Source organism: Pseudomonas sp. I8001 (genome assembly GCF_013385345.1).
Lineage (GTDB): Bacteria > Pseudomonadota > Gammaproteobacteria > Pseudomonadales > Pseudomonadaceae > Aquipseudomonas.
Window position 1 is genome coordinate 365,230 of sequence record NZ_JACAQC010000024.1, and the last position, 26,490, is coordinate 391,719.

At 61.6% G+C, this 26,490-nt stretch carries 24 protein-coding genes; 13 read left to right on the forward strand and 11 right to left on the reverse strand.

Going from position 1 to position 26,490, the window contains the following annotated elements; all coding sequences use genetic code 11:
* Positions 1-84: 84 nt before the first annotated feature.
* The gene (locus HX839_RS18450; RefSeq protein ID WP_177067503.1) at positions 85-1,515 is read left to right on the forward strand and encodes a hypothetical protein; all 1,431 of its coding nucleotides are present in this window, start codon (positions 85-87) and stop codon (positions 1,513-1,515) included.
* Here the strand turns inward: HX839_RS18450 and HX839_RS18455 are convergent.
* Complete coding sequence (locus HX839_RS18455; RefSeq protein WP_177067526.1) at positions 1,512-2,036, reverse strand: DUF924 family protein; 525 nt, start codon at positions 2,034-2,036, stop codon at positions 1,512-1,514. The two genes, HX839_RS18450 and HX839_RS18455, sit on opposite strands and share 4 nt — an antisense overlap.
* Before the next feature lie 127 nt (positions 2,037-2,163).
* Between HX839_RS18455 and HX839_RS18460 the strand changes: the two genes are divergently transcribed.
* Positions 2,164-3,222 carry a HoxN/HupN/NixA family nickel/cobalt transporter gene (locus HX839_RS18460; protein ID WP_177067504.1) on the forward strand — a complete coding sequence of 353 codons (1,059 nt, stop codon included), beginning with the start codon at positions 2,164-2,166 and terminating at the stop codon, positions 3,220-3,222.
* Positions 3,223-3,409: 187 nt separating this feature from the next.
* On the opposite strand, the gene HX839_RS18465 is transcribed toward HX839_RS18460, so the two are convergent.
* The 6 genes from HX839_RS18465 to HX839_RS18490 all read right to left on the reverse strand — a co-directional run bounded on the left by HX839_RS18465 (position 3,410) and on the right by HX839_RS18490 (position 12,064).
* Entirely contained in the window at positions 3,410-5,851 is a 2,442-nt protein-coding gene (locus HX839_RS18465; RefSeq protein ID WP_177067505.1) for a TonB-dependent receptor, read from the reverse strand.
* Between the two features lie 88 nt (positions 5,852-5,939).
* Positions 5,940-6,887, reverse strand: coding sequence for a FecR domain-containing protein (locus HX839_RS18470; protein ID WP_177067506.1), 948 nt, complete (start codon positions 6,885-6,887; stop codon positions 5,940-5,942).
* Positions 6,884-7,381 (reverse strand): sigma-70 family RNA polymerase sigma factor, encoded by a 498-nt coding sequence (locus HX839_RS18475; protein WP_032899414.1) that lies wholly within the window; start codon positions 7,379-7,381, stop codon positions 6,884-6,886. The genes HX839_RS18470 and HX839_RS18475 overlap by 4 nt, the downstream gene beginning before the upstream one ends.
* A 248-nt stretch (positions 7,382-7,629) precedes the next feature.
* Positions 7,630-9,918 (reverse strand): 5-methyltetrahydropteroyltriglutamate--homocysteine S-methyltransferase, encoded by a 2,289-nt coding sequence (gene metE, locus HX839_RS18480; protein WP_177067507.1) that lies wholly within the window; start codon positions 9,916-9,918, stop codon positions 7,630-7,632.
* A 388-nt stretch (positions 9,919-10,306) separates the two neighbouring features.
* Positions 10,307-11,152 carry a LysR family transcriptional regulator gene (locus HX839_RS18485; RefSeq protein ID WP_256344163.1) on the reverse strand — a complete coding sequence of 282 codons (846 nt, stop codon included), beginning with the start codon at positions 11,150-11,152 and terminating at the stop codon, positions 10,307-10,309.
* A gap of 21 nt (positions 11,153-11,173) precedes the next feature.
* Positions 11,174-12,064, reverse strand: a complete 891-nt coding sequence (locus HX839_RS18490) for a LysR substrate-binding domain-containing protein (RefSeq protein WP_177067508.1) — start codon at positions 12,062-12,064, stop codon at positions 11,174-11,176.
* A 117-nt stretch (positions 12,065-12,181) separates the two neighbouring features.
* Here HX839_RS18490 and HX839_RS18495 point away from each other — a divergent pair, with 117 nt between their 5' ends.
* From HX839_RS18495 to HX839_RS18510, 4 genes are all read left to right on the forward strand, one after another.
* Positions 12,182-13,483, forward strand: a complete 1,302-nt coding sequence (locus HX839_RS18495) for an FAD-binding oxidoreductase (protein ID WP_003210227.1) — start codon at positions 12,182-12,184, stop codon at positions 13,481-13,483.
* A gap of 29 nt (positions 13,484-13,512) precedes the next feature.
* On the forward strand, positions 13,513-14,601 hold the full coding sequence (locus HX839_RS18500; RefSeq protein WP_177067509.1) for a polyamine ABC transporter substrate-binding protein: 1,089 nt from the start codon (positions 13,513-13,515) through the stop codon (positions 14,599-14,601).
* 75 nt (positions 14,602-14,676) lie between these two features.
* Entirely contained in the window at positions 14,677-15,069 is a 393-nt protein-coding gene (locus HX839_RS18505; RefSeq protein ID WP_003210231.1) for a GFA family protein, read from the forward strand.
* Entirely contained in the window at positions 15,062-15,535 is a 474-nt protein-coding gene (locus HX839_RS18510; RefSeq protein ID WP_003210233.1) for a GNAT family N-acetyltransferase, read from the forward strand. Before HX839_RS18505 ends, HX839_RS18510 begins: the two co-directional genes overlap by 8 nt.
* 220 nt (positions 15,536-15,755) lie before the next feature.
* On the opposite strand, the gene HX839_RS18515 is transcribed toward HX839_RS18510, so the two are convergent.
* Complete coding sequence (locus HX839_RS18515) at positions 15,756-16,418, reverse strand: DUF2268 domain-containing putative Zn-dependent protease (RefSeq protein ID WP_177067510.1); 663 nt, start codon at positions 16,416-16,418, stop codon at positions 15,756-15,758.
* Positions 16,419-16,602: 184 nt separating this feature from the next.
* Between HX839_RS18515 and HX839_RS18520 the strand changes: the two genes are divergently transcribed.
* Together HX839_RS18520 and HX839_RS18525 are read left to right on the forward strand one after the other, a co-directional pair.
* Positions 16,603-17,700, forward strand: a complete 1,098-nt coding sequence (locus tag HX839_RS18520; protein WP_177067511.1) for a carboxynorspermidine decarboxylase — start codon at positions 16,603-16,605, stop codon at positions 17,698-17,700.
* Between the two features lie 29 nt (positions 17,701-17,729).
* On the forward strand, positions 17,730-18,974 hold the full coding sequence (locus tag HX839_RS18525) for a saccharopine dehydrogenase family protein (RefSeq protein WP_003211412.1): 1,245 nt from the start codon (positions 17,730-17,732) through the stop codon (positions 18,972-18,974).
* 213 nt (positions 18,975-19,187) lie between these two features.
* Here HX839_RS18525 and HX839_RS18530 read toward each other — a convergent pair whose 3' ends face one another.
* The gene (locus tag HX839_RS18530) at positions 19,188-19,967 is read right to left on the reverse strand and encodes an IclR family transcriptional regulator (protein WP_008435411.1); all 780 of its coding nucleotides are present in this window, start codon (positions 19,965-19,967) and stop codon (positions 19,188-19,190) included.
* A gap of 215 nt (positions 19,968-20,182) precedes the next feature.
* Here HX839_RS18530 and HX839_RS18535 point away from each other — a divergent pair, with 215 nt between their 5' ends.
* The 4 genes from HX839_RS18535 to HX839_RS18550 are packed head-to-tail and all read left to right on the forward strand — an operon-like array spanning position 20,183 to position 23,641.
* Complete coding sequence (locus HX839_RS18535) at positions 20,183-20,965, forward strand: ABC transporter substrate-binding protein (protein WP_177067512.1); 783 nt, start codon at positions 20,183-20,185, stop codon at positions 20,963-20,965.
* On the forward strand, positions 20,962-21,630 hold the full coding sequence (ehuD, locus tag HX839_RS18540; RefSeq protein WP_008435412.1) for an ectoine/hydroxyectoine ABC transporter permease subunit EhuD: 669 nt from the start codon (positions 20,962-20,964) through the stop codon (positions 21,628-21,630). The genes HX839_RS18535 and ehuD overlap by 4 nt, the downstream gene beginning before the upstream one ends.
* Positions 21,627-22,379 carry an amino acid ABC transporter ATP-binding protein gene (locus HX839_RS18545; RefSeq protein WP_087694235.1) on the forward strand — a complete coding sequence of 251 codons (753 nt, stop codon included), beginning with the start codon at positions 21,627-21,629 and terminating at the stop codon, positions 22,377-22,379. Before ehuD ends, HX839_RS18545 begins: the two co-directional genes overlap by 4 nt.
* Positions 22,376-23,641, forward strand: coding sequence for an FAD-binding oxidoreductase (locus HX839_RS18550; RefSeq protein ID WP_134326358.1), 1,266 nt, complete (start codon positions 22,376-22,378; stop codon positions 23,639-23,641). The genes HX839_RS18545 and HX839_RS18550 overlap by 4 nt, the downstream gene beginning before the upstream one ends.
* A gap of 62 nt (positions 23,642-23,703) precedes the next feature.
* Here HX839_RS18550 and HX839_RS18555 read toward each other — a convergent pair whose 3' ends face one another.
* On the reverse strand, positions 23,704-24,390 hold the full coding sequence (locus tag HX839_RS18555) for a M24 family metallopeptidase (protein WP_087694233.1): 687 nt from the start codon (positions 24,388-24,390) through the stop codon (positions 23,704-23,706).
* 563 nt (positions 24,391-24,953) lie between these two features.
* Between HX839_RS18555 and HX839_RS18560 the strand changes: the two genes are divergently transcribed.
* Positions 24,954-25,301, forward strand: coding sequence for a DUF6124 family protein (locus tag HX839_RS18560; RefSeq protein ID WP_003211399.1), 348 nt, complete (start codon positions 24,954-24,956; stop codon positions 25,299-25,301).
* Positions 25,302-25,416: 115 nt separating this feature from the next.
* Here the strand turns inward: HX839_RS18560 and glsB are convergent, their stop codons facing one another.
* Positions 25,417-26,325, reverse strand: coding sequence for a glutaminase B (gene glsB / locus HX839_RS18565; RefSeq protein WP_003211397.1), 909 nt, complete (start codon positions 26,323-26,325; stop codon positions 25,417-25,419).
* Positions 26,326-26,490 lie beyond the last annotated feature (165 nt).

Genomic DNA, 26,490 nt, shown 5'->3' on the forward strand with positions numbered 1-26,490 from the left:
GAATACCATCGATAATGGCAATACTATGGCCCCTTGAACCCCACCCGTAACGCCCCGAAAAGCGGATCAAGGAACGATCACTAGATGAAACAAGCGGTTGTCGTCATCCACGGAATCGGCGAGCAGCGCCCGATGGATACCCTGCGTGGCTTCGTCGAAGCGGCGATCCCGGCGGACACCCCCGAGGCGACGCCTTTCTACTGGAGCAAACCCGACCGGTTTTCGCGCAACTTCGATTTGCGCGTGTTGAAGTCGGCGGGTCGCAACACCACCGATTTCTACGAGTACTACTGGGCCCACAAGATGCAGGGCACCAAGGTCGGGCACCTGCTCAGTTGGCTATGGGACATTTTCAAGCGCCCGCGCCGGGATATCCCGACGGCCATCGTGCCGATCTGGCGCGCCACGCGCTGGGCCTTGCTGGCCCTGCTCGTGCTGCTGGTCAGCGGAACCCTGGCGACGCTGTATGGCCGATTCCCCCACAGCGACAACCCCTTCGCCCTGATCCCGGTGCTGTTGGCGGTGATCGGCCTGGCCCTGAAGTACTCGGCACTGTCGTACCTTGGCGATGCCGCCCGCTACCTGAGCCCCAACCCGCAGAACGTGGTGGTGCGCGAACAGATCCGCGCCGATGGCGTCGACCTGCTGCGCGCCCTGCATGACAAGGGTGATTACGACCGCATCATCGTCGTCGGCCACAGTTTGGGCAGCGTGATTGCCTACGACATCGTCGGCTACCTGTGGCACGAGCATCACGATCAGTTACGCCCCGGCGGCCCGGAACTCGCCGCCCGCTACGCCAACCACGAGCGACTGCAACCGGTGGTCCAGGACACGCTGCCAAAGGCTGGAAACGCCCTCGACGGCCGCCTGCAAAGCCTCCTCAGGTTCCGCGAACAGCAAGCCGAAGCCTTTATCGAACAACGCAACCTCGGCAACCCGTGGCGTATCACCGACCTCGTCACCCTCGGCAGCCCGATGGCCCACGCCAGCCTGTTGCTGGGCCGCAGCGTGAGCGACTTCCAGCGCCGCATCGAACGCCGCGAAGCCCCCGCCTGCCCGCCGACGCTCGACGATAAGGGCTACGGCTACAGCGGCCGGCTGCCCGTCACCGTGGGCGGTCGCCCATTTTCACCCCTGTATTTGCACCATGCCGCGGCCTTCGCCGTGACCCGTTGGACCAACCTCTACTTCCCCGCGCCCCTGGGCCTGTTTGGCGACATCGTCGGCGGCCCGGTCAGCCCGGTGATGGGCCCCGGCGTACTGGACCTGCCGGTCAGCGTGGGCAAATGGAAAGGCTGGCTCGCCAGGTCCTGGCTCAGCCACACCCATTACTGGAGCGAACGCGGCGGCGCCAAGGGCTACCTGAATAAACTGACCACCGATGACGCGGCGATTACCCAAGGCGAACGTCCGTCGGCGACTGAAGCGTTGCGTTGGGCGATTGATCTCAAGGGTGTGCGGCGTTTTCGCCAGGCGGGCGTCAGAGACTTAGCGGCTGAACCCGAGGCCTAGCCCGAAAAGCCACCGTCCTCCAGGAACGCCCGCTCCTCCTCTGTCGTGACCCTGGCCAACACCTCATTACGATGAGGAAAGCGTCCGAACCGCTCGATGATGCGGGCGTGCTCCTTGGCCCAGCGGTAGGTATTGGCATCAAGGTCCTTGTTCAGGGCCACCGACAGCTGTTGATCCCCGGGATCTTCAGAATGCTCGAAGGGCAAATAACAAAACGCCCGCAACGGGGTTTCGATCGACTTGTCCATCCCCGCCTCGACCATCTGCCGCGCGTACAAACGCGCCAGCGGGTCGGTGGCGAACATATGCGCCGTGCCACGGAAGGTATTGCGCGGGAACTGGTCCAGCAGCAACAGCAACGCCAGCGCGCCCTCCGGCGTTAGCATCCAGCTCTCCAGTTCGCGCCGGGCCGCCTGCAAATGCGTGGTGTAGAAAGCCTCGCGAAAACGCCGGTCAAACCCTTCATCCTTGGCAAACCACAGCTTGGGCCCCGCCTGTTTCCAGAACTCAATAACCGCCATTGCTGCATTTTCGATCGTCGTCACAATCCTCTCCTCACTCACTCCACAAATTTCATCATCACTCTAAACAAAATCTATAAAGTTTCGGAACGTGTCTGAATGTTTCCAACGCACACAGGTAGTGTTGATGATCCTACGCCTTGCCCAGATTTTCAGTGACTCCAGCACCCAGGTTCGCGCCAAGCTGTTTGGCATCTACGGGTTGTTGATCGGCATTAACATGGTCGCCTGGATCTGGGCGCTGGTGGCGTTCCATGAGCATCCGGTGCTGCTCGGCACCGCGCTCCTGGCCTACGGTTTCGGGCTGCGGCATGCGGTGGATGCCGACCATATCGCCGCCATCGACAACGTGACCCGCAAGCTGATGCAGGAAAAGAAACGTCCGGTGGCGGTGGGCTTCTTTTTCTCCCTGGGACATTCTTCGGTGGTGGTCCTGGCATCCATTGGCGTCGCGTTTGCGGCCTCGGTGATGCAGGCGCGGTTTGAAGGGTTCAAGGCCATCGGCGGGGTGATCGGCACGTCGGTCTCGGCCTCGTTCCTGTTGGTCATCGCCTTGATGAACCTGGTGATCCTGCACGCGATCTACAAGGCCTGGCGCCATGTGCGCCAGGGCGGTGCGTATGTGGAGGACGACTTCGACCTGCTGCTGGCGGACCGGGGTTTCATGGCGCGGATTTTCCGCCCGGTGTTTCGCCTGATCAGCCGCAGCTGGCATATGTACCCGTTGGGTTTCCTGTTCGGCCTGGGCTTTGATACGGCCACCGAGATCGGCCTGTTGGGGATTTCTGCGACCCAGGCCTCTCAAGGGCTGTCGCCGTGGGCGATCATGGTGTTCCCGCTGCTGTTCAGCGCCGGCATGTCCCTGGTGGACACCCTCGACGGTCATCTGATGCTGGGGGCATACGGCTGGGCGTACATGAAGCCGATCCGCAAGATCTACTACAACATGACCATCACCCTGGCATCGGTGGTGGTTGCGGTGGTGATCGGCAGTATCGAGGCGTTGGGGTTGATGGGTGACCAGTTGGACCTGAAGGGATCGTTCTGGAGTTTTATCGGCTCGCTGAACGACAGTTTCGGGATGCTGGGCTACATGATCATCGGGATCTTCGTGGCCAGTTGGGCGATCTCGGTGATGCTGTATCGCCTCAAGGGCTTTGACCGGATTGAAGTGAATGCGGGTTGACCGAGGGACATTCAGCCTTGTTGTGGCGAGGGAGCTTGCTCCCGCTGGGTCGCGAAGCGGCCCCAATAAGGCAATCGAGAGCCACCTGAAAGAACACCGTGTCCTTTTTTTAGGGCTGCTTCGCAGCCCAGCGGGAGCAAGCTCCCTCACCACGGGTTGTCCATTCACCTGATAGGGTTTTCCAGGCTCAGAAATCCACCGTCGCCGACAATTTCACTGTCCGCGGCTCACCCTGGGTCAGGTAGTTATTGGCCGTCGACGCCGACGACCAGTACGCCTTGTTCGCTACGTTTTCGACGTTGGCGCGCAGGGTGATGTATTTGTCATCCGCTTTGAAGCCATAACGCGCTCCCAGGTCGACGCGGGTCCAGGCCGGGATACTCAGGCTGTTGGCGGCGTTGACGTATTCGCCACCGGTGCGCAGCATCCGTGCGCTGACCGCCGCACCCTGGATGCCCGGCACATCCCAATCCGCACCGATGTTGTACTGGAAGCGCGGCACACCCGCGGCGCGGTTGCCGTCGGTGGCGCCGTTGGAAGTGCTCTTCTGTTCGGTGTCCATCCAGGTGGCACCGGCCAGCAGGCGCAGGCCGTCGATGGGCTCGCCGAACACGTTGAGTTCCACGCCTTTGTTGATCTGTTCACCGTCGACAGTGAAGGTATCGAACTTCTGGCCCGGGAACCGGGTGGTCGCGTTGTTCGGCTGTTCGATGCGGTACACACCCAGCGTGGCGCCATAGTTTTCCCAGTCCAGCTTCACCCCGGCTTCCGTCTGCTTGCTGCGCTTGGGCGGGAAGACTTCGCCGGGGTTGGTCACGTTCGTGAGTGGCGCCGTCGGGCCCTGGGCCAGGCCTTCGATACGGTTGGCGTAGAACGACACGTGCTCCCATGGCTTGATTACCAGCCCATAGACCGGTGTGGTGATGGACTCGGAGTACGGTGTACCCCGTGCCCCCGTGGCCGTGTTCCAACTGTCCACCTCGATGGTCTGGCGCCGTACGCCCAGGGTCAACAGCACCCGATCATCCAAAAAGCCCAGGGTGTCGGACACCGCCGCACTCTTGATGCGGTTCTTGCCGACAACCCGCGGGTCGTGAATATCACTGCCGAAATAGGTGTTGGTAGGTCGCGGCGTTTGCGTCGGGTCGTACAGGTTGCCGGGCTGGCGGTTGGCTTGCAGGATCGCCTCGTAGGACGAGCGCTGCTCGCCCCAGATCCCCGACAGCCCGAAGTTCATCTGATGGGTCACCGGCCCCGTCGCAAAGTGCCCGTTCAAGCCGGCCATGGCGCTTTTGTTGTCTTCGTCATGGGGTGAATAGAGGAAGCCCACCTTGGCGCTGCCATCGTTGGCGACATACAGCGACGAATACTGGCCGTTCTCCCGAGTGTGCTTGGCGCCACCTGCCGCGTAGACCGTCCAGTTATCGTTCAAGTCATATTCGGCGTTGACCATGCCGTAGGTGTCTTCCAGCTGCGACCAGCTCCAGTCCTGGGCGTAGTTGTTCTTGGCCGACGGCGGGCTGGGCACTTTGGTGCCGGTCAGGTAGACCACCGAGCGGCCGTTATTGATGCGTTCTTTCTGGTAGCCAAAGTCGGTGGAGACCCGCAAGCGCTCGCCGCGATAATCCAGGGCAACGGCGATCAACTGCGAGCTTTTGTTTTCGTCATCCACAGCGGTTTCGCCGCCGTGCCGCGCCAGGTTGACCCGGGCGCCAAAGCGGTTGTCTTCGCCAAAGCGTTGGCCGAGGTCGATGTGGCCGCCGGCCTGGCTGTCGCTGGCGTAATCGAGGGTGACGCTGCGGGTGGGCGTGTCTTCAGCGCGCTTGGGCACCAGGTTGACGCTGCCACCGATCCCGCTGCCCGAGGGCGACACGCCGTTGACGAAGGCATTCGGGCCCTTGAACAGCTCCACCCGTTCCAGGGCTTCGGTAGTGATGATCTGCCGGGGCAGCACGCCGTACAGGCCGTTGAATGCGATGTCATCGGTGCTCAGCGGCAGCCCGCGAATGGTGAACACCTGGGAGAAGTTGCCAAACCCGGACGACTGGCGCACCGACGCGTCGTTGAGCAAAACGTCGCCGACGGTTCGCGCTTGTTGGTCGGCGATGGTTTTCGAGGTGTAGCTGACCACGCTGAATGGCACGTCGTTGATGGACCGATTGCCCAACACGCCCAGGCGTGCAGAACGTGCCACCTGGCCACCGGCATACGTGTCTGCCTGCGCCCCGCTCGCTTCACCGCTGATGGTGGTGGCGCCCAACTCCAACGCACCGCCGCTGGCCTGGGGCACCACGGTATAACCGTTGGTGCCGGTGCCTTGCAGGGTGTAGCCGCTGCCTTGCAGCAACTGGGCAAAACCCGATTGTGCGCTGTAGCTGCCTTGCAGCCCCGGGCTTTGTTGATCGTTGAGCAACGTGGAATCGAACGACAACGGCACCCCGGACAACGCCGCAAACTGCGCCAGCACATTCCCCAGCGGCCCCGCCGCGATGTTATAGCTACGCGCCGCACTGCTTGGCGCAGCATCTTCTGCCTGGGCGTTCTGCAGCGGTGCGACGGCGGCAAGGGCGACCGCCAGGCTCAGTGCCTTCAACGGACGGGGGCAGTACGGGAGCGGTCTGGCGGTCATGGGCATTCCTGTCGGCGCGGAGCAATGTTGAGGGTTCTCCCCTACACCGGGCGACAACGAAAAAGGTATCAGCGAAAGTTGAAAAAGATCAGCGCGGCTCGACCGTCACCCAATACCCCGTCAGGCTGCTGACCTTGACCGGCAAGGTTTCCTGCAACAGGTGCAGGCTGGCATCGGTATCGCGCAGGGGAAACGCACCCGACACCGTGAGGTCGGCAACCGAGGCATTGCAGCGCAATACGCCGGCGCGATAACGCCCCAGCTCATCCAGCAGGTCCGCCAGGCGCATATGCTGGGCCAGCAGCATGCCGTTCTCCCAGGTCAGGGTGCTGACATCCAGCGGCTCGACGGCGGCTACCCGGTCAACACTGAAGGCGCCCTGCTCGCCCGCCTTGACGATCACCCCCTGGCCGGCATGCGCCGCCAGCAACTCCACCGCGCCTTCGGTCACGGCCACTCGGCTTGCCTGCTCACCCACCCGCACGCTGAATCGGGTGCCCAAGGCCCTGGCGGTACCGTGGCGGGTCTGGACGATGAACGGGCGATGGGCCGAATCCTTGGCGGTGGTGATCAGCACTTCGCCCTTGAGCAGCTCGATACGCCGCACCTGCTCGGAGAACGCGATATTCAGCGAGCTGCCGGTGTTGATCAGCAAGCGTGTGCCGTCGGGCAAGGTGAGGTTCCTTTGTTCGCCGATGGCCGTGTGCTGGTCGGCGGTCCACTGCTGCCACGGCACCTGCCGATACGCCAGCCAGGCCGCCGGACCGGCCGCCAGCAACAACCCGAGCGCCTGGCGTCGGCCGAGGGATTTTTTGCGCCCGATGCGCTTCAAGGTATCGCCGGCAATCGCCGCCGGCACGCTGTTGAAGTCCCCCAGAATCGCCTGCGCCCGTTGCCAGGCCTGGGCATGCTGGGCGCTGCGGCCCTGCCACTGGGCGATGGCGCGGCGGTCTTCATCGGTGGCGCTGCCGGATTGCAACTGCACCATCCAGTCGGCGGCTTCACCGAGGATCAGCGGATCAATCGACTGGCTCATGCCACGCTCAGGCAGGCCAGGAAGGCATCGCGCATGTAGCGTTTGACCGAAATCAGCGACACACCCAGGGCATCGGCAATCTGCTGATAGCTCAGGCCGTCGATCTGCGACATCAGGAAGGCCTGGCGGGTTTTTTCCGGCAGATCCCGCAGCATCGCCTCAATGCGGTACAGCGCTTCGAGGATCAGCCAGCGGGTTTCCGGCGAAGGTACATGCTGTTCGGGCAGGTGGGCGATGGTTTCCAGGTAGGCGCGTTCCACTTCCTGGCGGCGCCAGCTGTCGATCATCAGGCCCTTGGCGATATGGGTCAGCAATGCCCGTGGCTCGGCGCCCAGGTTGCCGGTGGTTTGCCGGGTCAGCAGGCGCATGAACGTGTCATGGGCCAGGTCGGCGGCATCGCTGGCGTTGCCCAGCTTGCGGTCCAGCCAACGGTGCAACCATCCATGGTGTTCGCAGTACAGGTCCTGGATATGCAGATTGAGGGGAGACGACATGCCGATCACCGGGGCGCGCCGGGCGGTGGGGCCCAAGCGTAATTAAGAATTGATCGCATTCTAGTCTGCGCGGGGTAATGCTGGCAATTTCATGATTTTGATAACGCCGGTGACCCAATGTGGGAGCGGGCTTGCTCGCGAATGCGGTGGGTCAGTCGACATCTCCCGCGGCTGATACTCCGTATTCGCGAGCAAGCCCGCTCCCACATTTTTGATCTTCACCCGGCGTTTGATTCCGGGTGTCTGGATCAGGCCAGTTCAGCCCGCAGTTGACGCGCCGCTGTCACCATGTGAATCAGCGCCGCTTCGGTCTCCGGCCAGCCACGGGTTTTCAAGCCGCAATCCGGGTTGACCCACAGGCGTTCGGCCGGGATGCGTTTGGCTGCCTTGCGCAGCAGGTTGGCCATTTCCGAGGCATCCGGCACCCGTGGCGAGTGGATGTCATACACACCTGGGCCAATGTCGTTCGGGTAGGCGAAGGCTTCGAACGCGTCCAGCAGCTCCATGTCCGAGCGCGAGGTTTCGATGGTGATCACGTCGGCATCCATCGCCGCGATAGACTCGATCACATCGTTGAATTCGCTGTAGCACATGTGGGTGTGGATCTGGGTTTCGTCGCGCACACCGGAGGCGCACAGGCGGAAGACTTCGGTGGCCCAGTCCAGGTATTCCTTCCACTGCGCCTGGCGCAACGGCAAGCCTTCGCGGAACGCGGCTTCGTCGATCTGCACGATCTTGATCCCGGCGGCTTCCAGGTCCACCACTTCGTCACGAATCGCCAGGGCGAGTTGCCGCGCCTGTTCTTCGCGGCTCACGTCTTCACGGGGGAACGACCACATCAGCATGGTCACCGGGCCGGTCAGCATGCCCTTCATCACCTTGTTGGTGAGGCCCTGAGCGTAGCGGATCCACTCCACGGTCATGGCTTTCGGACGACTCAGGTCACCGAAAATCACCGCCGGTTTCACACAACGGGAACCGTAGCTCTGCACCCAGCCGAAGCGGGTAAATACATAACCGTCCAACTGTTCGGCGAAGTATTCGACCATGTCGTTACGCTCGGCTTCACCATGCACCAGCACGTCCAGGCCAAGGTTTTCCTGCACTTCGACAGCGTGGCGGATCTCGCTGTGCATGGCTTCGACGTATTCGGCTTCGCTCAACTTGCCGGCCTTGTAGGACTGGCGAGCCAGGCGGATCGAAGCGGTTTGCGGGAACGAACCGATGGTGGTGGTCGGAAACAGCGGCAGGTTCAGGCCGGCACGCTGTTTCTCGATACGTTGGGCAAACAGCGAGTCACGCTGGCTGTCCTTGGCGGTGATCGCCGCCACACGGGCTTGCACCGCCGGCTTGTGGATACGCGGCGAAGCGGCACGGGCCGCCTGCACGGCACGGCTTTCGGCCAGGGCAGCGATCACGTTCGGCGCTTCAGGCTGGTTCACGGCCTGGGCCAGCACCGCCACTTCTTCGCACTTCTGTACGGCAAACGCCAGCCAGCTTTTCAACTCGGCATCCAGCTTGTCTTCACGGCACAGGTCTACCGGGCTGTGCAGCAACGAGCAGGATGGCGCCACCCACAGGCGATCCCCCAGGCGCTCATGAGCATGCTGCAAGGTGGCCAGGGCTTTTTCCAGGTCGCAGCGCCATACGTTACGGCCGTTGACCACGCCCAGGGACAGCACCTTATAAGCCGGCAGACGATCGAGGATGGTCGGGTACTGATCCGGTGCACGCACCAGGTCGATGTGCAGGCCGTCCACCGGCAGGTTGGCTGCCAGGCCGAGGTTCTCTTCCAGGCCGCCAAAATAGGTGGCCACCAGCTTCTTCAGCGGGTCGCGCTGGATCAGGTTATAGGCACGCTCGAAGGCGTTTTTCCAATCCTGTGGCAGGTCCAGCACCAGGATCGGCTCGTCGATCTGCACCCACTCCACGCCCAGGTCCGCCAGGCGCTGGAAGATCTGACCGTACAGCGGCAGAAGGCGGTCCAGCAGGTCGAGTTTGTCGAAATCACCACCCTTTGCCTTGCCCAGCCACAGGTAGGTCAGCGGGCCGATGACCACCGGCTTGACGGTGTGGCCGAGGTCGCGGGCTTCCTTGACCTCTTCGAACAGTTGCTCCCAACCCAGCTGGAATTGCTGGTCGGCGCTGAATTCAGGGACCAGGTAGTGATAGTTGGTGTCGAACCACTTGGTCATTTCCTGGGCGTGGGCACCGCCGCAGCAGTTGTCACTGACGCCACGGGCCATGCCGAACAGGGTGTGCAGGGTGGCTTTGCCGTCGGCCGGGCGGAAACGCTCGGGGATCACACCGAACATCAGCGAGTGAGTCAGTACCTGGTCGTACCAGGCGAAGTCACCGGCGGGCAACAGTTCGATGCCGGCTCTCTTTTGCAGGTCCCAGTGCGTCTTGCGCAGTTCACGACCTACGGCGCGCAACCCGGCTTCGTCGAGCTCACCCTTCCAAAACGCTTCCTGCGCTTTTTTCAGTTCACGATCGCGACCAATGCGCGGGAATCCAAGGGAATGGGCAACAGCCATGACGTAAAGCTCCAATGTGTTTGTATGGGAGCCATTGTCGGGATCAAGTGATAGTGAGACAAACTCATTTTATTTGAGATGATCACAAGTTCCACTCATGATGAAATGCACCGCCCAGGCTTGAGTGATCGCGCGGCGCTAACGCTCCACGCGCGCGGGAGTGGGTGGGCCTTCGTTTTGCTTATCACTGAAATAGCTGGCAGCGTCTGTTTCGGTGCCCGGCCGCTCAGCATACTTTTGCTTCCCAAGCCCCAAGGAAGCCCTCACATGGAACAGCAGCAGCCACTGACCACCCTCCTCGTTCACTTCGTAGCCCTTGGGCTCACACTCCTCGGCATCGGCAGCCTGGCGCTGCTGATGGCCTGGGCCGGGCGTCTGATTTTCTAGTTCAATCGGCGGGAATATCGGCGCTCAACGTGCGGATCAACGCTTGCGCCTGAGAGTCCCGCTGCGCCGTATACAGCACCACTTCACGACTGGGCAGCGGCGGCAGGTCGAAACGCTGCTCCACGTCGACGCAGCCACCGGGCGCCATCCGCCCCACCATCGCACCGATGCCAATCCCCGCCACCACAGCAGCGCCGATCGCCAGGATCCCGCTGCCCACAAACGCCTCTTCCCAGGCACGGTTCTGCTCGGCCAGCGCCGCCATCACCATGCTGCGCATGCCGCAGGGTTCCGGCTGGATCGCCAGGGGCAACGCCCCGCCCTGGCGCAATTCGAAGTCGTGGGAAGCCATCCAGCCAAAGCGTTCGATGCCCACCACTTCGCCGTCCTGGCGACGGTTGTCGTGCCGCAGGATCATCGCCACATCCAGCTTGCCCTGCTCGTAGTTCATCAACATATCCCGCGAGGTGCCGAGGCTGAACGCCACGATCACGTCCGGGTCGGTGGTCGCCAAACGTCGCAGCCACAGGCTGAGATCGGCGCCGACAATGTGGTGGCTGACGCCCACGCGCAAGGTGCGTTTCTGCGGGCCAAAACAATTCATCGCATCCTGGTAGTTGTCCAGCAAGCGGCGGGCACTGGCCAAAAACATCTGGCCATGGGCCGACAGCGTGACCCGTCGCGGCGTGCGTTCCAGCAGCTTGCGGCCAAGGCTTTCTTCGAGGCGTTTTATCTTCAGGCTGATAGCCGCCTGGGTGCCGCCGATGGCATCGGCAGCGCGGGTAAAGCTCTTGAGTTCGGCGACCAGGACGAACGCCTGGATGGCGTCGATATCGGGCATTTTCATGGATGGGCTGGCGATAGAGAGTCAAGACGTGACGTTAGCATGCCGCGCCTGCAGCCCAAACCACTGCATGATCAGTTCACAGCCTGGGTGTGAGGCCGCCGATGGCTGCAAGCACAATGCATACACCCCGCCGGTCACCAGCGGCTGACCAAACGGCACCACCAACACACCCCGTTCGATCGACTCGGCCGCCAGCGTCAGATCCGTCATCGCCACCCCAAGCCCACGCGCAGCGGCATCCAGCGCCAGTTCGTCGAGGTTGAACGGGATATGCCGGTAGTCGTCCAGCGACCGCGCGCCATTGGCCGCCAGCCAGGCCGTCCAGTCCTGCTTGTCGGCTGAACGATGCAGCAGCGCAAAGTGTTCGAGCTGTTCCACGGAAGCCAGTGGCCCCAAACCCGGCGCGCAGACCGGCACCAATGATTCGTGGAACAAGGTCAGGCGCGCAGGATCGTTGTCGGGCTTGGGCAGGTAAAGGATGTAGGCATCGCTGTCACTCGCCGGCTCGACCACCTCGGTGGCGACGGTCTCGATTGCCAGGGAAATATCGGGATGGTTGCGATAGAAATCGCTGAGCTTGGGCAGCAGCCAGCGCACCGCCAGCGACACATGCAGGCGGATGCGAAACGGACGTTTACGAGGCGAGAGCCGATCCTCCAGCCCCTTCAGTTGCGCCAGGATGCTCCGGGCACTGGCCAGCACCTGCTCACCTTCGGCGGTCAGGCGCAGGCTGCGGCTGGTCCTGGTGAACATCGGCACGCCGAAATGGCTTTCCAGTTGCTGGATTTTGCGGCTCACCGCGCTTTGGGTCAGGCACAGCTTCTGCGCAGCCACGGTGAAGCTCGCGCAGTCGCTGACTTCAACCAACGCCTGAAGGCCCTGCAGCGAAGGCACGTGACGGATGTTATCCATGCGTTTTCCGAATGGCTGGATGATTTTATAACGTTGGTTGTATCACCGCAGGCCCTATAGATTCCAGCTGCAGCCCGAACTTATTTATGCCAGCAACGCATACAGCCGAGGATCTTCATGGAAAACACATGTGGCTGGATTGCCCAGACTGAAAGCCTCCCCGCCCGGGACCGACTCACCGGCCTACAAAAAGCCGACTGGCTGGTGATCGGCGCCGGCATCACCGGTTTGTGTGCGGCGCACAACCTGGCCGAGATGCACCCCGAGGCGCGCATCGTGATCGTCGACCGCCAGCGCGCCGCCCAAGGTGCCTCAGCGCGTAATTCCGGTTTTGTGGTCGCCCATGAGCATCCCGCTGCAAGTGAACTGATGGGCAACGCAGGCTTCGCTGACTTTGAGGTGGACACCGCGATCTCCCGCGCAGCCAGCGATGAAGTGCGCGAGCGCATCGCCCGCCATGCCATCGACTGCGACTTTCGGGACAGCGGCTACTACTTCGCCGTGCACGATCGCGACAAGCTTGCGCATGTGGATGCCAAGTTGGCGACCTTGCGTGCCGCGGGTGCTTCAGCGCAGTTCCTGCAAGGTGCCGCACTCGCGCAGACACTCGGCACCGAGCATTACCAGGCCGCCATCTGGTGCGGCCACGGCAACGCCTTGCTGCAACCGGCGAAGTATGTGAAGGGTTTGCTCGAAGCGCTGCCGGACAACGTGACGCTTTATGAGAACACCGACATCACCGGCCTTGAGCGCATGGCCAATGGCGGCATTCGCGCCAACGGCCTGGACGCCTGCATTGAAGCCGGCCAGGTGCTGGTGTGCCTCAACGCCTTTATTCCACGGGTGGGCCTTGAGGCCAGTGCGACGTTCCCGATGGAACTCAGCGCCAGCCTCACCCGCCCTCTCAGCGATGAGGAATACCGCCGGATCGGCGCAGTGGAACCGTGGGGCGTGCTGTCCACGCGGCCACTGGGTGCCACGGTGCGCCTGACACCGGACCATCGGGTGATGATCCGCAACACAGCGGAGTACCGCACCCGGGACTTGTCCAACGGCGACCTGTTGCACCGGCGCCAACACCATGTAAAGGGCATGCAGCGACGCTTCCCGTGGCTGACCGAACAAGACATCCACTACACCTGGACCGGCCACTTGAGCGCCTCCCGCAGCGGTCAACCGTATTTCGCGCGGGTCGAAAGCAACCTGTATGCCGTCGCGGGCTGCAACGGTTCAGGCGTGGCCCGCGGCACGCTGTGGGGTCGACTGCTGGCCGAGTGGGCGTCGGGCCAGACTTCCTCGCTCCTGCACTCTGTGATGCACAGGGCACAGCCCGGCTGGCTGCCACCCCGGCCGTTGTTCGACATCGGTGCCATGCTGCGTATGGGCGTGGAAACGGTTCGAGCACGGACAGAAATCTAGAACAAGAAACCTCGATAAAGGTGATTCACATGCACATCAACAGTCTGTCCCTGGCGGTCATCCTCAGCGCGCTCCCGGCGGCTGTGTACGCCGCCGAAGAAGTGAGCATTTCCAACTGGAACGGCTACATCGCCGATGACACCTTGACCAGTTTTACCAAAGCGACCGGGATCAAGGCGACCTACGACATTCACGACAGCAATGAAGTGCTGGAATCCAAGCTGATGACCGGCAATACCGGTTATGACGTGGTGAGCCCGTCCAACCACTTCCTCTCGCGGCTGATCAAGGCCGGGGCGATCCAGAAGCTCGACCGAAGCCAACTGCCCAACTGGAAAAACCTCGACCCGTTGCTGATGAAAAAGCTGGAGACCAACGACCCGGGCAACCAGTACGGCTTCCCGTATATGTGGGGCACGGCGGGGATTGGCTACAACGTCGAGAAGATCAAGGCGATCTTCGGCACCACCGACGTCACCCATTCCTGGAGCCTGTTCTTTGATGAAAACAACATCAAGAAACTCAGCGCCTGCGGCGTGGCGATTATCGACAACCCCACGCAGATCCTGCCGATCACCCTCAACTACCTGGGCCTGCCGCACCACAGCCACGAACCGGCCGACTACAAAAAGGCCGAGCAGGCGCTGTTGAAAATCCGCCCCTACATCCAGTACTTCCATGCCTCCAAGTACATCAGCGACCTGGCGAACGGCAATATCTGCGCAGTGATCGGCTTTAACGGCGACGTGGTACAGGCTGCCGCCAGCGCCAGGGAAGCGAAAAACGGTATCAGCATCGCCTACTCGATCCCGGACGAAGGCTCGACATTGTGGCTGGACATGGTGGTGATGCCCAAGGGTGCACCGCACGAGAAAAACGGCTATGCCTATATGAATTACCTGCTGGAGCCCAAGGTGATTGCCAACATTAGCAACAGCATCCACTACGCCAACCCCAACAGCGCGGCGGATGAGCTGGTGACCCCTGAGGTGAAGCAAGACCTGGCGATCTACCCGCCGAAAAGCGTGATGGACAAGCTGTTTATCGTGGAGGACCTGCCGCCAGCGATTGCGCGGCTGGCCACTCGGTTGTGGACCAAGTTGAAGACCAATACGTGATACCGAAAACCGGACTTGCTCAAGGCTCATGGGAGAGCGGTATAGTCACTCCATTGAGCTTGGGATTGAATCAACATGGAAGGACTTCACCAGGGTAGCTGCCTGTGCGGCGCGGTCAGCTACCGAGTATCGACACCGCTGAAAGCTGTGACGCATTGCCACTGCAAAAAATGCCAAAAGAGTCATGGCTCCGCCTTCGCGACATACGCGAGTGCTCCGAAATCGTCGGTGCACATCGAGTCTTCGCTGCAAACGCTCAAGGCTTATGAATCTTCCGAGGGTGTGTTTCGTGAGTTTTGCTCACGCTGCGGCTCGTCGATGTTCTGGTCCGATATCAATGGTGTTTACCCAGACTGGGTCTCGATAGCAATCGCTACACTCGATACGCCGCTCTTGCCTGGCAAGCAGGAGCACTCCTGCGTTGACTCCAAGGCCGCTTGGCTGGATCTGGAGAATCGCAGTGGCTGAATCAGAGGACGGTTTGTCGATACGCACCCTCTCGGCGTTGCCCGAAGAGATCCTGGTATTGGAAGCAGAAGCCGTCGCCGAAGGATTCAGGTTTCTCACGCGACTCGTTGCAGAGTGGTCCAGCGGCGCCAACCGTTTTGACCAGCCAGGCGAATGTCTTTTGGGTGTATTCAGCAACGGGCAGTTGATCGCCGTTGGCGGTTTGTCCCATGACCCTTACGCCGGTCCGGAGGTTGGCAGGCTGCGCCGGGTGTACGTCGCACAGGCATCAAGGGGACGCCAGGTGGGCAAAGCGTTGGTGGGCCAGCTCTTGGCACGCGCTGCGCAATCCTTCCATGTCGTGCGCCTGTCTACCGACACCCACGAGGGCGCAAGCTTTTATCTGCGCTGCGGGTTTGAGCCGGTACAGGACGAACATGCAACCCACGCTAAATCATTAATTGATCAGGAGGCTTCATGCAGGTGATCAACGACAACCGGCCTGAATACGTTCGGGGGGAGATGACGGTTTGATGTCAGTGTGGGTGCGTTTTTGTCATGTGGGAGCTGTCGAGCTTTAGCGAGGCTGCGATAGCGGTGTGTCAGGCAGCTTATTTTATCGGCTGTGCCGCCGCCTTCGCAGCCTCGCTGAGGCTCGACAGCTCCCACAGGGGATAGGGGTTGTTTGGTGGGCTTGTATTTCAAAGTCAGGCCACCAACCCCGCTTTGGCGGCGTTGGCGAGTATGTCTTGGGCGGGTACATTGACCCATGTGGCGGCGTCCACGTCGCCCTGCGTTGCCAGCCAGGTTTCCACCATCTGGTAGCCCAGCGTGTACCCCAGCCATCTTGGCCGCGCGCCGGTACCAAAGAACCATTCGCTGTGGTCGTAATACGTGGCCTCGAGAAGCTGGCGGTCTACCGGGGAACTCAGCAGTTCCTGGGGTGCAAGCGCCCTCTCCCACTGCTCCGGCTCACTGCCCAGCACCTGCCGCACAAACTGCCCGGCCAGGCCTTCACTGACCATCGCCTCCCCCAGCGTCCAGCCATAACCGGGGCCCGCCATGCGCAGGCAATGGTGCACCTCATGCACCACGTGTCGACGCAATGCACCGCTTCGCAGGCTGGTGAGGAAATTCGGGTTATCGGGATCAAGGGTCATGCTGAACATCGTGCTGCGATAAGCACGGCCCATCAGGCCGAGTTCCGGAAGGGTCTCCCCCGGCAACCGCTGGATCAGAATGTCCAGCCGCGGCGGCGGCAGCAGTTGCGCGATTGCCTCGTAGGCAACCTCAAACTCTCGGATCAACTCCGGGCGAAACTGCGCCAGGCTCCCCGAAGCTTCCAGCCAATGCAGCGTCCATGCGTCCATTCTCACCTCTCGTCGCCCAAGCCGTGGTCCGTTATCAAAGCGGCTCATCATACCTACGGGCTGTCATATTCACAGGCCAGCTTATAACCGGGCCAGCAAATTCCGCTGACTAACCTTTCGATCTGTCCCAAGTGCGGGCACAATGCGTGTCCTTTTTTGGCAGGCACCGCCGCAGGCTCTGAAAATGATCAAAACGCCGTACTACCTCATCGACAAACAGAAGCTTCTGGTCAACATGCAGAAGATCGCCTACGTGCGCGAACAGTCCGGCGCCAAGGCTCTTCTGGCCCTCAAATGCTTCGCCACCTGGTCGGTGTTCGACCTGATGCAGGAATACATGGACGGCACCACCTCGTCGTCGCTGTACGAGCTCAAGCTGGGTCGCCAGAAGTTCGAAGGTGAAGCCCACGCCTACAGCGTGGCCTGGGCCGACGATGAAATCGAAGAGATGCTCGACAACTGCGACAAGATCATCTTCAACTCCATCAGCCAACTGCTGCGCTTTGCCGAGCGCAGCGAAGGCAAGACCCGTGGCCTGCGCGTCAACCCGCAAGTGAGCAGCTCCGACTACCTGCTGGCCGACCCGGCGCGCCCGTTCAGCCGTCTGGGCGAGTGGGACCCGGTGAAGATCGAAGGTGTGATCGAGCAAATCTCCGGCTTCATGTTCCACAACAACTGCGAGAACGGTGATTTCAACCTGTTCGACCAGATGCTCAACACCATCGAAGAACGCTTCGGCGCGCTGCTGCACAAGGTCAACTGGGTCAGCCTCGGCGGCGGCATCCACTTCACCGGTGAAGGCTATGCCATCGACGCCTTCTGCCAGCGCCTCAAGGCGTTCTCGCAGAAGTACGACGTGCAGGTGTACCTGGAACCCGGCGAAGCGGCGATCACCAACAGCGCCTCCCTGGAAGTGACCGTGCTCGACACCCTCTACAACGGCAAGAACCTCGCCGTGGTAGACAGCTCCATCGAAGCCCACCTGCTGGACCTGCTGATCTATCGCCTCAACGCCAAGCTGGCGCCGAGCAATGGCGAACACACGTACATGGTGTGCGGCAAGTCGTGCCTGGCCGGGGACATCTTCGGTGAGTACCAATTTGATCAGCCGCTGGCCATCGGCGATCGACTGTCGTTCATCGACACGGCAGGCTACACCATGGTCAAGAAAAACTGGTTCAACGGCCTGAAAATGCCGTCCATCGTAGTGAAACAACTCGACGGTACAGTCGAAGTGGTTCGTGAATTTGGTTACGACGACTACCTGTCCAGCCTTTCGTAAAGCGGACAGATAAAGGAGAGATAAAGCAATTGAAAAAGAACGTTCTTATCATTGGTGCAGGAGGTGTCGCCAAGGTGGTGGCCCACAAGTGCGCGCAGCACAACGACGAACTCGGTCGTATTGCTATCGCGTCGCGCAACATCTCCAAATGCCAGGCCATCATCGACAGCGTCAAGGCCAAGGGTAGCCTCAAGGTACCCGCCGACATCCAGGCCTTCGCGCTGAACGCTTTGGACGTGGAAGCGACCAAGGCACTGATCCGCGAGACTGAATCGCAGATCGTCATCAACGTCGGTTCCGCGTTCCTCAACATGTCGGTATTGCGTGCCTGCATCGACACCGGCGTGGCGTACCTCGACACCGCCATCCACGAAGAGCCGGGCAAGGTCTGCGAGACCCCGCCGTGGTACGGCAACTACGAATGGAACCACCTGGAAGAGTGCAAACAGAAGAACATCACGGCCATCCTTGGCGTGGGCTTCGACCCGGGTGTGGTCAACGCTTATGCAGCGCTGGCGCAACAAAAGCATTTCGACCGCATTGATTCGATCGACATTCTCGACGTCAATGCCGGCTCCCATGGCAAATATTTCGCCACCAATTTCGACCCGGAAATCAACTTCCGCGAATTCACCGGACAGGTGTGGAGCTGGCAGAACAGCCAGTGGACCAGCAACACCATGTTCGAAGTCAAACGCACCGACGACCTGCCTGTGGTCGGTTCGCAGAACCTGTACCTGACCGGCCACGATGAAGTGCACTCGCTGTCGAAAAACCTCGACGTGCCCAATGTGCGTTTCTGGATGAGCTTCGGCGAACACTACATCAACGTGTTCACCGTGCTGAAAAACCTCGGCCTGCTCTCCGAAAAACCGGTCACCACCGCCGAAGGCCTGGAAGTCGTGCCGCTGAAACTGGTCAAGGCCGTGCTGCCCGACCCGTCGTCGCTGGCGCCTGGCTACACCGGCAAGACCTGCATCGGCGACCTGGTCAAGGGCACCAAGGATGGCCAGCCACGCGAGCTGTTCATCTACAACGTGGCCTGCCACGAAGAAGCCTTCGCCGAGACCGACAGCCAGGGCATCTCCTACACCGCCGGCGTACCGCCTGTAGCCGCAGCGCTGCTGGTTGCCCGTGGGGAGTGGGACGTGAAGCACATGGCCAACGTCGAGGAACTGCCGGCTGAGCCGTTCCTGAAGGCGCTGGACGTGATGGGCTTGCCGACTCGGATCAAAGACGAGAACGGTGACCGTGCCTGGGATGCGATTGCCTGACAGGCGATAGTTGACCGAACAAAAAAATGCGCCCTCAGGGGCGCATTTTTTGTTGGGGCTCACATAAATATCAAAGAACAATGAAGATCAAAATGTGGGAGCGGGCTTGCTCGCGAATGCGGTGTGCCAGTCACTGCATCTGGCGACTGATACACCGCATTCGCGAGCAAGCCCGCTCCCACATTTTGGATTTGCTGTGTTCTTGAGAGCGGGTTACTCCAGGTTACGCGCCGAATTGCTCAACGCCCTTGAGCACTGCAACAACGCCGGCGCCAACTGCTTCTCCGCATCCGCCCGGCTCCACCGACTGGTGGGCGCCACCACATGCACCGCCGCCACTGGCCGGCCATTCGCCCCCAGCACCGGCGCGCCGATGGTCATGTCCCCCAGGAACAGTTCCTGGCCATTCACCGCATAGCCCTGCTCGCGCACCTGCTGCAACGACTCCATGATCCTGTCGACCTCAGTCAACGTCTGGCTGGTATGCGCCACCCGCTGGCTGTGCTCGATCAATGCCAGCGCCTCATCCTGCGGCAACGCACTCAGATACGCCCGGCCCGACGCCGTGCAATACATCGGCACCCGCGAGCCAATCGGCATGTGTACCGGCACGAAGCCGGAGCTGACAAACCGCGCGATATACGTCATGTCGTAACCCGCAGGCTCGGTCAGGCACGAGGTTTCTCCCGTCAGGCGGGTCAATTCCGAGAGGAACGGGTTGGCCACTTCAATCAGCGAATGCGCATCCAGATAACTGAAGCCCAACTCCAGCACCCGTGGTGTGAGTTGGTAATGACGGGTGCGCGAGTGTTTCCGAAGGTAACCCAGGCTCTCGAGGGTAAACACCATGCGCTGGGCCGAGCTTTTGGTCATGCCGGCGGCCTCGGCCACCTCTGCAAGGCTCATGCTGCGGCGCTGGGCGCTGAATGCCTTGAGCACCGACAGGCCTTTTTCCAGGGATTGGTTGTGCAAGCTGTTGCGTTCTTCGGACATGGCGAACTCGCGGTCAGGTCGATCAAGCGTGGCGATATTTCTACACGAAATCGCGAAATTCGACCACTAAAAATCGCATACCGATACGAATGGTTCATTTTGTTTAATTTCCATAGCGCAAAACGATTTTGTTTAATCGAAATGGCACAGAGCTTGCGGTTTGCTTGGTAACCGCTCGCGGTACTGACGATCCGTTTTCCTTCTGGAGTAACCCGATGAACAGTCTTTCGCCCTTGTTTCGCCGCCTCGCCTTCGGTCTTTGCGCCACCTTTTGCGTGGCCACCGTGCACGCCGCCGGTGCAGCCTCGTACAAAGTCGGTGCAACGGCCAGCGGTTCGCCGTTCACCTTCCTCGACATCAAGAGCAACAGCATCCAGGGCGTGATGGTCGACGTCGCCAACGCAGTGGGCAAGGCCGGTGGTTTCACCAGCGAAATCGAGCAGACCAACTTTGCCGCGCTGATCCCGTCCCTCACCTCGGGCAAGCTCGACTTGATCGCCGCCGGCATGCTCAAGACCCCGGAGCGTGCCCAGGTGGTGGACTTCAGCGCGCCGGTGTACGCCTACGGTGAAGGCCTGATCGTGAGTGCCGACGACAACGCGACCTATACCGACCTCAGTTCCTTGAAGGACCAGGTAGTGGGTGTACAAGCCGGCACGATCTTCTACGACATGCTCAACAAGCTGGGGATCTTCAAGGAAATCCGCACCTACGACTCCATCGGCGAAATGGTCCGCGACCTGAGCCTGGGCCGCATCAAGGCCGCCGTGGGTGACCAGCCGGTGGTGGCGTACCAGATCCGCCAGAAGCTGTTCAAGCGCGTGAAGCTCGCCGCCGACTACAAGCCGGTCAACGTCGGCGAGGTGTGCCTGGTGGTGCGCAAAGGCGACAGCGAAACCCTCGCACGCCTGAACCAGGCCATCGCCAGCATCAAGGCCGACGGCACCCTGGACGCGATCCTGAAGAAGTGGGGGCTTGATGCCCAGGTGCAGCCATGAACCCGGCTGAATTCCTGCAAAACGCCCAGGACTTCCTGCCGATCCTGCTGCAAGGCGCCTGGGTGACGATCCAGATCACCGTGCTGTCGTTCCTGCTCAGCAGCGCTATCGGCCTGGTGCTGGCGCTGCTCAAACTGTCGCCGATCAAGGCGCTGTCGTGGGCGGCGAGCACCGTGATCAATGTGATTCGCGGCCTGCCGATCATCGTGCAGCTGTTCTACATCTACTTCGTGTTGCCGGACATGGGCGTGCACCTCAGTGCATTCCAGGCGGGTGTGATCGGCATGGGCATCGCCTACTCGGCGTACCAGGCGGAGAACTTCCGTACCGGCATCATCGCCGTCGAACAGGGCCAGCGTGAAGCCGCCGAAGCCCTGGGCATGCGCTCGGTGCTGATGATGCGCCGGGTGATCCTGCCCCAGGCGTTTCGCATCGCCTTGCCGCCCTACGGCAACACCCTGGTGATGATGCTCAAGGACTCATCGCTGGTGTCGACCATCACCGTGGCCGAGATGACGCGCCAGGGCCAACTGATCGCCTCGTCCACCTTCCAGAACATGACCGTCTACACCCTGGTCGCCCTGCTCTACCTGCTGATGAGCCTGCCGCTGGTGTATGGCCTGCGCCGCATGGAACAGCACCTGGGCCGGAGGAAAAAAGCATGATCGAGATTCGCCAACTGCAAAAGCACTACGGCACCCATCGCGTGCTGCACGGCGTCGACCTGGACGTGGCCAAGGGCGAAGTGGTGTGCCTGATCGGCCCGTCCGGCTCGGGCAAATCCACCTTGCTGCGCTGCATCAACGCCCTGGAAGCCTACGATGGCGGCACCATCAACGTGTTCGGCGAAACCGTGCAACGTGGCAGCAAGACCGTACACGCCCTGCGCAGCCGCATGGGCATGGTGTTCCAGCGCTTCAACCTGTTCCCCCATCGCACCGTGCTGGAAAACGTGATGGAAGGCCCGGTGTACGTCAAGGGCGAACCGCTGCAACAGGCCCGGGAAGAAGCCTTGGCGCTGCTGGATAAAGTCGGCCTGTCGGCCAAGGCCGATGCCTACCCGGAACAACTCTCCGGCGGCCAGCAACAGCGGGTGGCCATCGCCCGCGCACTGGCGATGAAACCCGACGCCATGCTGTTCGACGAACCCACTTCGGCCCTCGACCCGGAACTGGTGGGCGATGTGCTGGAGGTGATGCGCACCCTCGCGGACGAAGGCATGACCATGATCGTGGTGACCCACGAAATGGGCTTTGCCCGGGAAGTGGCCGACCGCGTGTGCTTCCTGCACGGCGGCTACATCGTGGAGAGCGGGCCGGCCGAGCAGGTGCTGGGCAACCCGCAACAACCGCGCACCCAGGACTTCCTGCGCCGCGTGCTGCACCCGACGGCCAACACCCGGAGCCTGCCATGAAGTCACTCTGGGCCGCGACGGCGCCCGCTGCACCGCAAACACCCGCGTTGGCTGAGTCATTAAAGGTGGACGTGGCCATCGTCGGCGCCGGGTATACCGGCTTGTCCACGGCGCTGCACCTGGCGGAGCGCGGCGTCAGCGTGTGCGTGCTGGAGGCCAACGAGCCTGGCTGGGGCGCGTCCGGGCGCAATGGCGGGCAGGTCAACCCGACACTCAAATACGACCCGGATCAACTGGTGCAGATGTACGGTGCCGAGCGCGCCGAGCCACTGATCAACACCGTGTCCAACTCTGCCGACCTGGTGTTCAACCTTATCGAGCGCCATGGCATTGACTGTGCGCCCACACGCAAGGGCTGGATGCAGGTTTCCTATTCCGAAAAAGGCGTGGCGGGCCTGCACGCCCGGGCCGAACAGTGGGCACGTCGCGGGGTGCCGGTGCAGCGCCTGGATGCCGGCGCGGTGTCCGCCCGCATGGGCAGCCAGGCGTTTGCCGGTGGCTGGCTGGACGGTCGCGCGGGCGCCATCCAACCCTTGGCCTATGCTCGGGGCCTGGTGCGTGCAGCCCAGGCGGCGGGCGTGCGCATTCATGGGCAGAGCGCAGTGACCGCGATGCAACAGGCGGGCGCGGGCTGGAAGTTGCAGACCGCGAGCGGCGCGCAGGTGTCGGCCGGCCAGGTGGTACTGGCCACCAACGGCTACAGCGGCGACTTGTGGCCCGGCATGGCCCAGAGTGTGCTGGCGGCCAACAGTTTTATCGTCGCCACCCGGCCCTTGAGCGGGCCTGGGGCCGAGAGCATTTTGCCGGGGCAAGAAACCGTCTCAACCGCACAGCGCCTGTTGCTTTACTTTCGCAAGGATGCCCATGGCCGCCTGCTGATGGGCGGGCGCGGGTTGTTCAACGACCCCACCGGGCCCGCGGATTTTGCGCACCTGGAACGTTCGCTGGCACTGCTGTTTCCGCAGCTGGGCAAGCTGGACTTCGAGTACCGCTGGGCGGGCCGGATCGCGATCACCCGGGACTTTATGCCCCACGTCCACGAGCCTGCACCGGGGCTGACCCTGGCACTGGGCTGCAACGGGCGCGGGATTGCCTTGTGCACCAGCCTCGGCCAGCAACTGGCCGGGCGCCTGTGTGACAGCCGCTCCGACTTCGCTTACCCGGTAACGCCTTTGCAGCGGTTGCCACTGCATGGCTTGCAACGCTTCTACATCGGCGCGGGCGTGGCGTGGTACAGCCTGCTGGATCGCCTCTCCCTGTAGGAGCGAGCTTGCTCGCGAAAAAACCGAAGGCGCCGCGTGTCCTCAGGAGACCGGCGCCTTCGTCAAAGCTCGCAGACCTTTCCCTCATCACTGAAGAAATAGATATTTTCATGCTTGTAGCCCCAGCGACCGCCTCGCTCGCGAGCATGCGGCTCGAAGGTAAAGCACGTCACCTCCTCCAGGCGCCGATGATTGCCCGCCTCGATGTAGAGCCTTTGGTCACGCTGCTCGCAGATGCTGTGGCCGACGTTGCCGGCGAAATCGAGGTTCTCGAAACCCTCGGATGCGATCAGGTCATTGGCGAACGCGTGGAGATCGTTGAACGTGGTTTCAGGCCGGGCGAATGTGCGCATCATCGCGTGTAGCAGGTGCTCGACTTCATAACCCCTGCTGAACTCGGCCCCCACCGGCACCGCCCGGCACACGCCCTCCTCCACATAGAAAGAGCGGGCACAGTCGCCCCACACATTGCCTGCTCTCGGGCTCAAATCCACCGTGATCAGATTGTGTAAACCAACGGCTTCATCACTGGGCCGATAGTCGCGTCCCGACACCGAAAGCGCACTGCGCGAACCCAGCAATACAAAGGCCGGGCAGTCGTAATACCAGGTCTGCGGATAGCCGGAATCCGCGAGCATCTGCGTCGCCATTTCGGCGATGGAGGCTTCGGTGGACTGTGGCGTGATCCGCGTAACGAGCTGCTGCAGCACCGACTTGGCGGCGGCCTGGACCACGCGATTAGGCAACATGGATTGTCTCTGACTGATGAGGGATTGCGTCGATGGTAGCAGCACTCTCCTCGACAGGGAGACGCACTCGGATTTTAAGCTCGTTCCCACGCTCCGCGTGGGAATGCCTACGGTGACGCTCCGCGTCACAAAGGCAGACGCAGAGCGTCCAGGGCTGCGCTCCCACGCAGAGCGTGGGAGCGATCAATAGCCGGAGCACCGACTTGGCGGTGGCCTGGACCACACGATTGTGCGACATGGACCGTCTCTGACTGAGGGAGACATGCTCGGATTTTTCCGACAACTGTTTCAGGTTGTCGGTCGGACCCGGGCTGACTAACCTCCCGCAGTCGCTGCCAATTCAGCGACCGGATTTGACCGTCCGCAACCATAGAACAACTGCGCCAAAACCGATCTTGGGCGTTTTTTTTACGCCTGATGTATTGTGTCGCGGCAGCTGTACGCGGGATACCTTCGGGTATGCCGGTTTTGTTCTTTGGGCCGGTCGGTCAACCCGCGTATAGCTGCCACCCTAATCGTTTGACCGCGAATCGTGGCAGCTCCATTCACAAAGGAGCTTCACCATGATTAAAGACAGCCCAAATCCCCCACCGCATACCGACCGGCTTCAAGAAGCCGCTTACCGCGCCATTCACCACTATCTGAAACCTGACGCCCAACCCCAACCGCCTGAACCCACCGAGCTACCGTTCGATGGATTATTTACCGTGCGTACGGACCTGGACACGGAAACCTTGCTGGCCAATGCCTCGCAAGACCTGGCGTCGATCAATGTCATCGCCGCTCACCTGGCCTTCGAAGTCGATGGTACCCAGCGCAACGTGGCGCTGGGCATTTGCCGGATGCTGGAAGGTGTGCAGATGCTGGTCGACAAAGCGCTGGATCGATGCGCGCAAACCAGCCCGCGCTGAGCTCGTTCCCACGCTCCGCGTGGGAGTGCAGACTGTGACGCTCCGCGTCACAAAGGCAGACGCAGAGCGTCCAGGGCTGCGCTCCCACGCAGAGCGTGGGAGCGATCAAGTCTCTTCAAAAAACCGACCATCCGATCCGCTCGCTCAACAACTCCAACGCCTTCATCCCCGCCAGCGAATTGCCTGCCGCATTCAACTCCGGCGACCACACGCACACCGTAAACTGCCCCGGCACCACCGCGAGAATCCCGCCGCCTACCCCGCTCTTGCCCGGCAAGCCAACGCGATACGCAAAATTCCCCGCCTCGTCATACAGCCCGCTGGTGGCCATGATCGAGTTCACTTGCTTGGTCTGGCGCGCCGTCAGAATCTGCTCGCCGCTGTGGGTGCACACCCCCTCATTCGCCAGGAAGCAAAATGCCTTGGCCAGGTCCAGGCAGCTCATCTGCAATGCGCAATAGTTGAAGTAGCTGTGCAGCACTGCATCCACGTCATTGTGGAAGTTGCCGAAGGACTTCATCAGGTACGCCATCGCCGCATTGCGCGCACCGTGCTGGGCTTCGGATTCGGCCACCACGCTGTTAACCAGAATCTGCGGATTGCCCGACAGCCGCCGCACAAAATCACGCATGGACAAAATCGGCACGGCAAAGCGCGATTGGTTGATGTCGCAGATCACCAGCGCACCGGCGTTGATAAACGGGTTGCGTGGCCGCCCACGCTCGAACTCCAGTTGCACCATGGAGTTGAACGGCTGCCCCGAAGGTTCGTGGCCCAGGCGTTCCCAGATGCTCTCGCCGCCATGGTCGATGGCCTGCACCAGGCTGAATACCTTGGAGATGCTCTGTACGGAGAACAAGGTGTGAGCATCACCCGCGCAGTAGGACGAGCCGTCATTGCCATACACGGCAATGCCCAGTTGCTGGGCCGGCACGTCGGCGAGTGCGGGGATGTAGTCGGCGACCTTGCCGAGGCCGATCAGTGGACGGACTTCGTCGAGGATCGACTCCAACAGGGCCTGCATGTTGTGTTCTGGCATGGTTTGGAAAATAGTGATTGGCGGGCGCGGAGGATACCTGAAACGCCGGGGCCAGGCAGGCTGCCGGTGCAAAGATGGACGCTGCGCAGGCCGTGCTATATCTTCGGGCCGCCGCCGACTCAGGCGAAAAACATGAAGGAGTGAAACGTT

What these genes read in the sequence shown, in the direction of transcription:
- HX839_RS18450 (WP_177067503.1), top strand. Translation starts at nt 85, where the DNA reads ATGAAACAAGCGGTTGTCGTCATCCACGGAATCGGCGAGCAGCGCCCG.
- HX839_RS18455 (WP_177067526.1), bottom strand. Translation starts at nt 2,036, where the DNA reads ATGGCGGTTATTGAGTTCTGGAAACAGGCGGGGCCCAAGCTGTGGTTT.
- HX839_RS18460 (WP_177067504.1), top strand. Translation starts at nt 2,164, where the DNA reads ATGATCCTACGCCTTGCCCAGATTTTCAGTGACTCCAGCACCCAGGTT.
- HX839_RS18465 (WP_177067505.1), bottom strand. Translation starts at nt 5,851, where the DNA reads ATGACCGCCAGACCGCTCCCGTACTGCCCCCGTCCGTTGAAGGCACTG.
- HX839_RS18470 (WP_177067506.1), bottom strand. Translation starts at nt 6,887, where the DNA reads ATGAGCCAGTCGATTGATCCGCTGATCCTCGGTGAAGCCGCCGACTGG.
- HX839_RS18475 (WP_032899414.1), bottom strand. Translation starts at nt 7,381, where the DNA reads ATGTCGTCTCCCCTCAATCTGCATATCCAGGACCTGTACTGCGAACAC.
- metE (WP_177067507.1), bottom strand. Translation starts at nt 9,918, where the DNA reads ATGGCTGTTGCCCATTCCCTTGGATTCCCGCGCATTGGTCGCGATCGT.
- HX839_RS18485 (WP_256344163.1), bottom strand. Translation starts at nt 11,152, where the DNA reads ATGAAAATGCCCGATATCGACGCCATCCAGGCGTTCGTCCTGGTCGCC.
- HX839_RS18490 (WP_177067508.1), bottom strand. Translation starts at nt 12,064, where the DNA reads ATGGATAACATCCGTCACGTGCCTTCGCTGCAGGGCCTTCAGGCGTTG.
- HX839_RS18495 (WP_003210227.1), top strand. Translation starts at nt 12,182, where the DNA reads ATGGAAAACACATGTGGCTGGATTGCCCAGACTGAAAGCCTCCCCGCC.
- HX839_RS18500 (WP_177067509.1), top strand. Translation starts at nt 13,513, where the DNA reads ATGCACATCAACAGTCTGTCCCTGGCGGTCATCCTCAGCGCGCTCCCG.
- HX839_RS18505 (WP_003210231.1), top strand. Translation starts at nt 14,677, where the DNA reads ATGGAAGGACTTCACCAGGGTAGCTGCCTGTGCGGCGCGGTCAGCTAC.
- HX839_RS18515 (WP_177067510.1), bottom strand. Translation starts at nt 16,418, where the DNA reads ATGGACGCATGGACGCTGCATTGGCTGGAAGCTTCGGGGAGCCTGGCG.
- HX839_RS18520 (WP_177067511.1), top strand. Translation starts at nt 16,603, where the DNA reads ATGATCAAAACGCCGTACTACCTCATCGACAAACAGAAGCTTCTGGTC.
- HX839_RS18530 (WP_008435411.1), bottom strand. Translation starts at nt 19,967, where the DNA reads ATGTCCGAAGAACGCAACAGCTTGCACAACCAATCCCTGGAAAAAGGC.
- HX839_RS18535 (WP_177067512.1), top strand. Translation starts at nt 20,183, where the DNA reads ATGAACAGTCTTTCGCCCTTGTTTCGCCGCCTCGCCTTCGGTCTTTGC.
- ehuD (WP_008435412.1), top strand. Translation starts at nt 20,962, where the DNA reads ATGAACCCGGCTGAATTCCTGCAAAACGCCCAGGACTTCCTGCCGATC.
- HX839_RS18545 (WP_087694235.1), top strand. Translation starts at nt 21,627, where the DNA reads ATGATCGAGATTCGCCAACTGCAAAAGCACTACGGCACCCATCGCGTG.
- HX839_RS18550 (WP_134326358.1), top strand. Translation starts at nt 22,376, where the DNA reads ATGAAGTCACTCTGGGCCGCGACGGCGCCCGCTGCACCGCAAACACCC.
- HX839_RS18555 (WP_087694233.1), bottom strand. Translation starts at nt 24,390, where the DNA reads ATGTTGCCTAATCGCGTGGTCCAGGCCGCCGCCAAGTCGGTGCTGCAG.
- HX839_RS18560 (WP_003211399.1), top strand. Translation starts at nt 24,954, where the DNA reads ATGATTAAAGACAGCCCAAATCCCCCACCGCATACCGACCGGCTTCAA.
- glsB (WP_003211397.1), bottom strand. Translation starts at nt 26,325, where the DNA reads ATGCAGGCCCTGTTGGAGTCGATCCTCGACGAAGTCCGTCCACTGATC.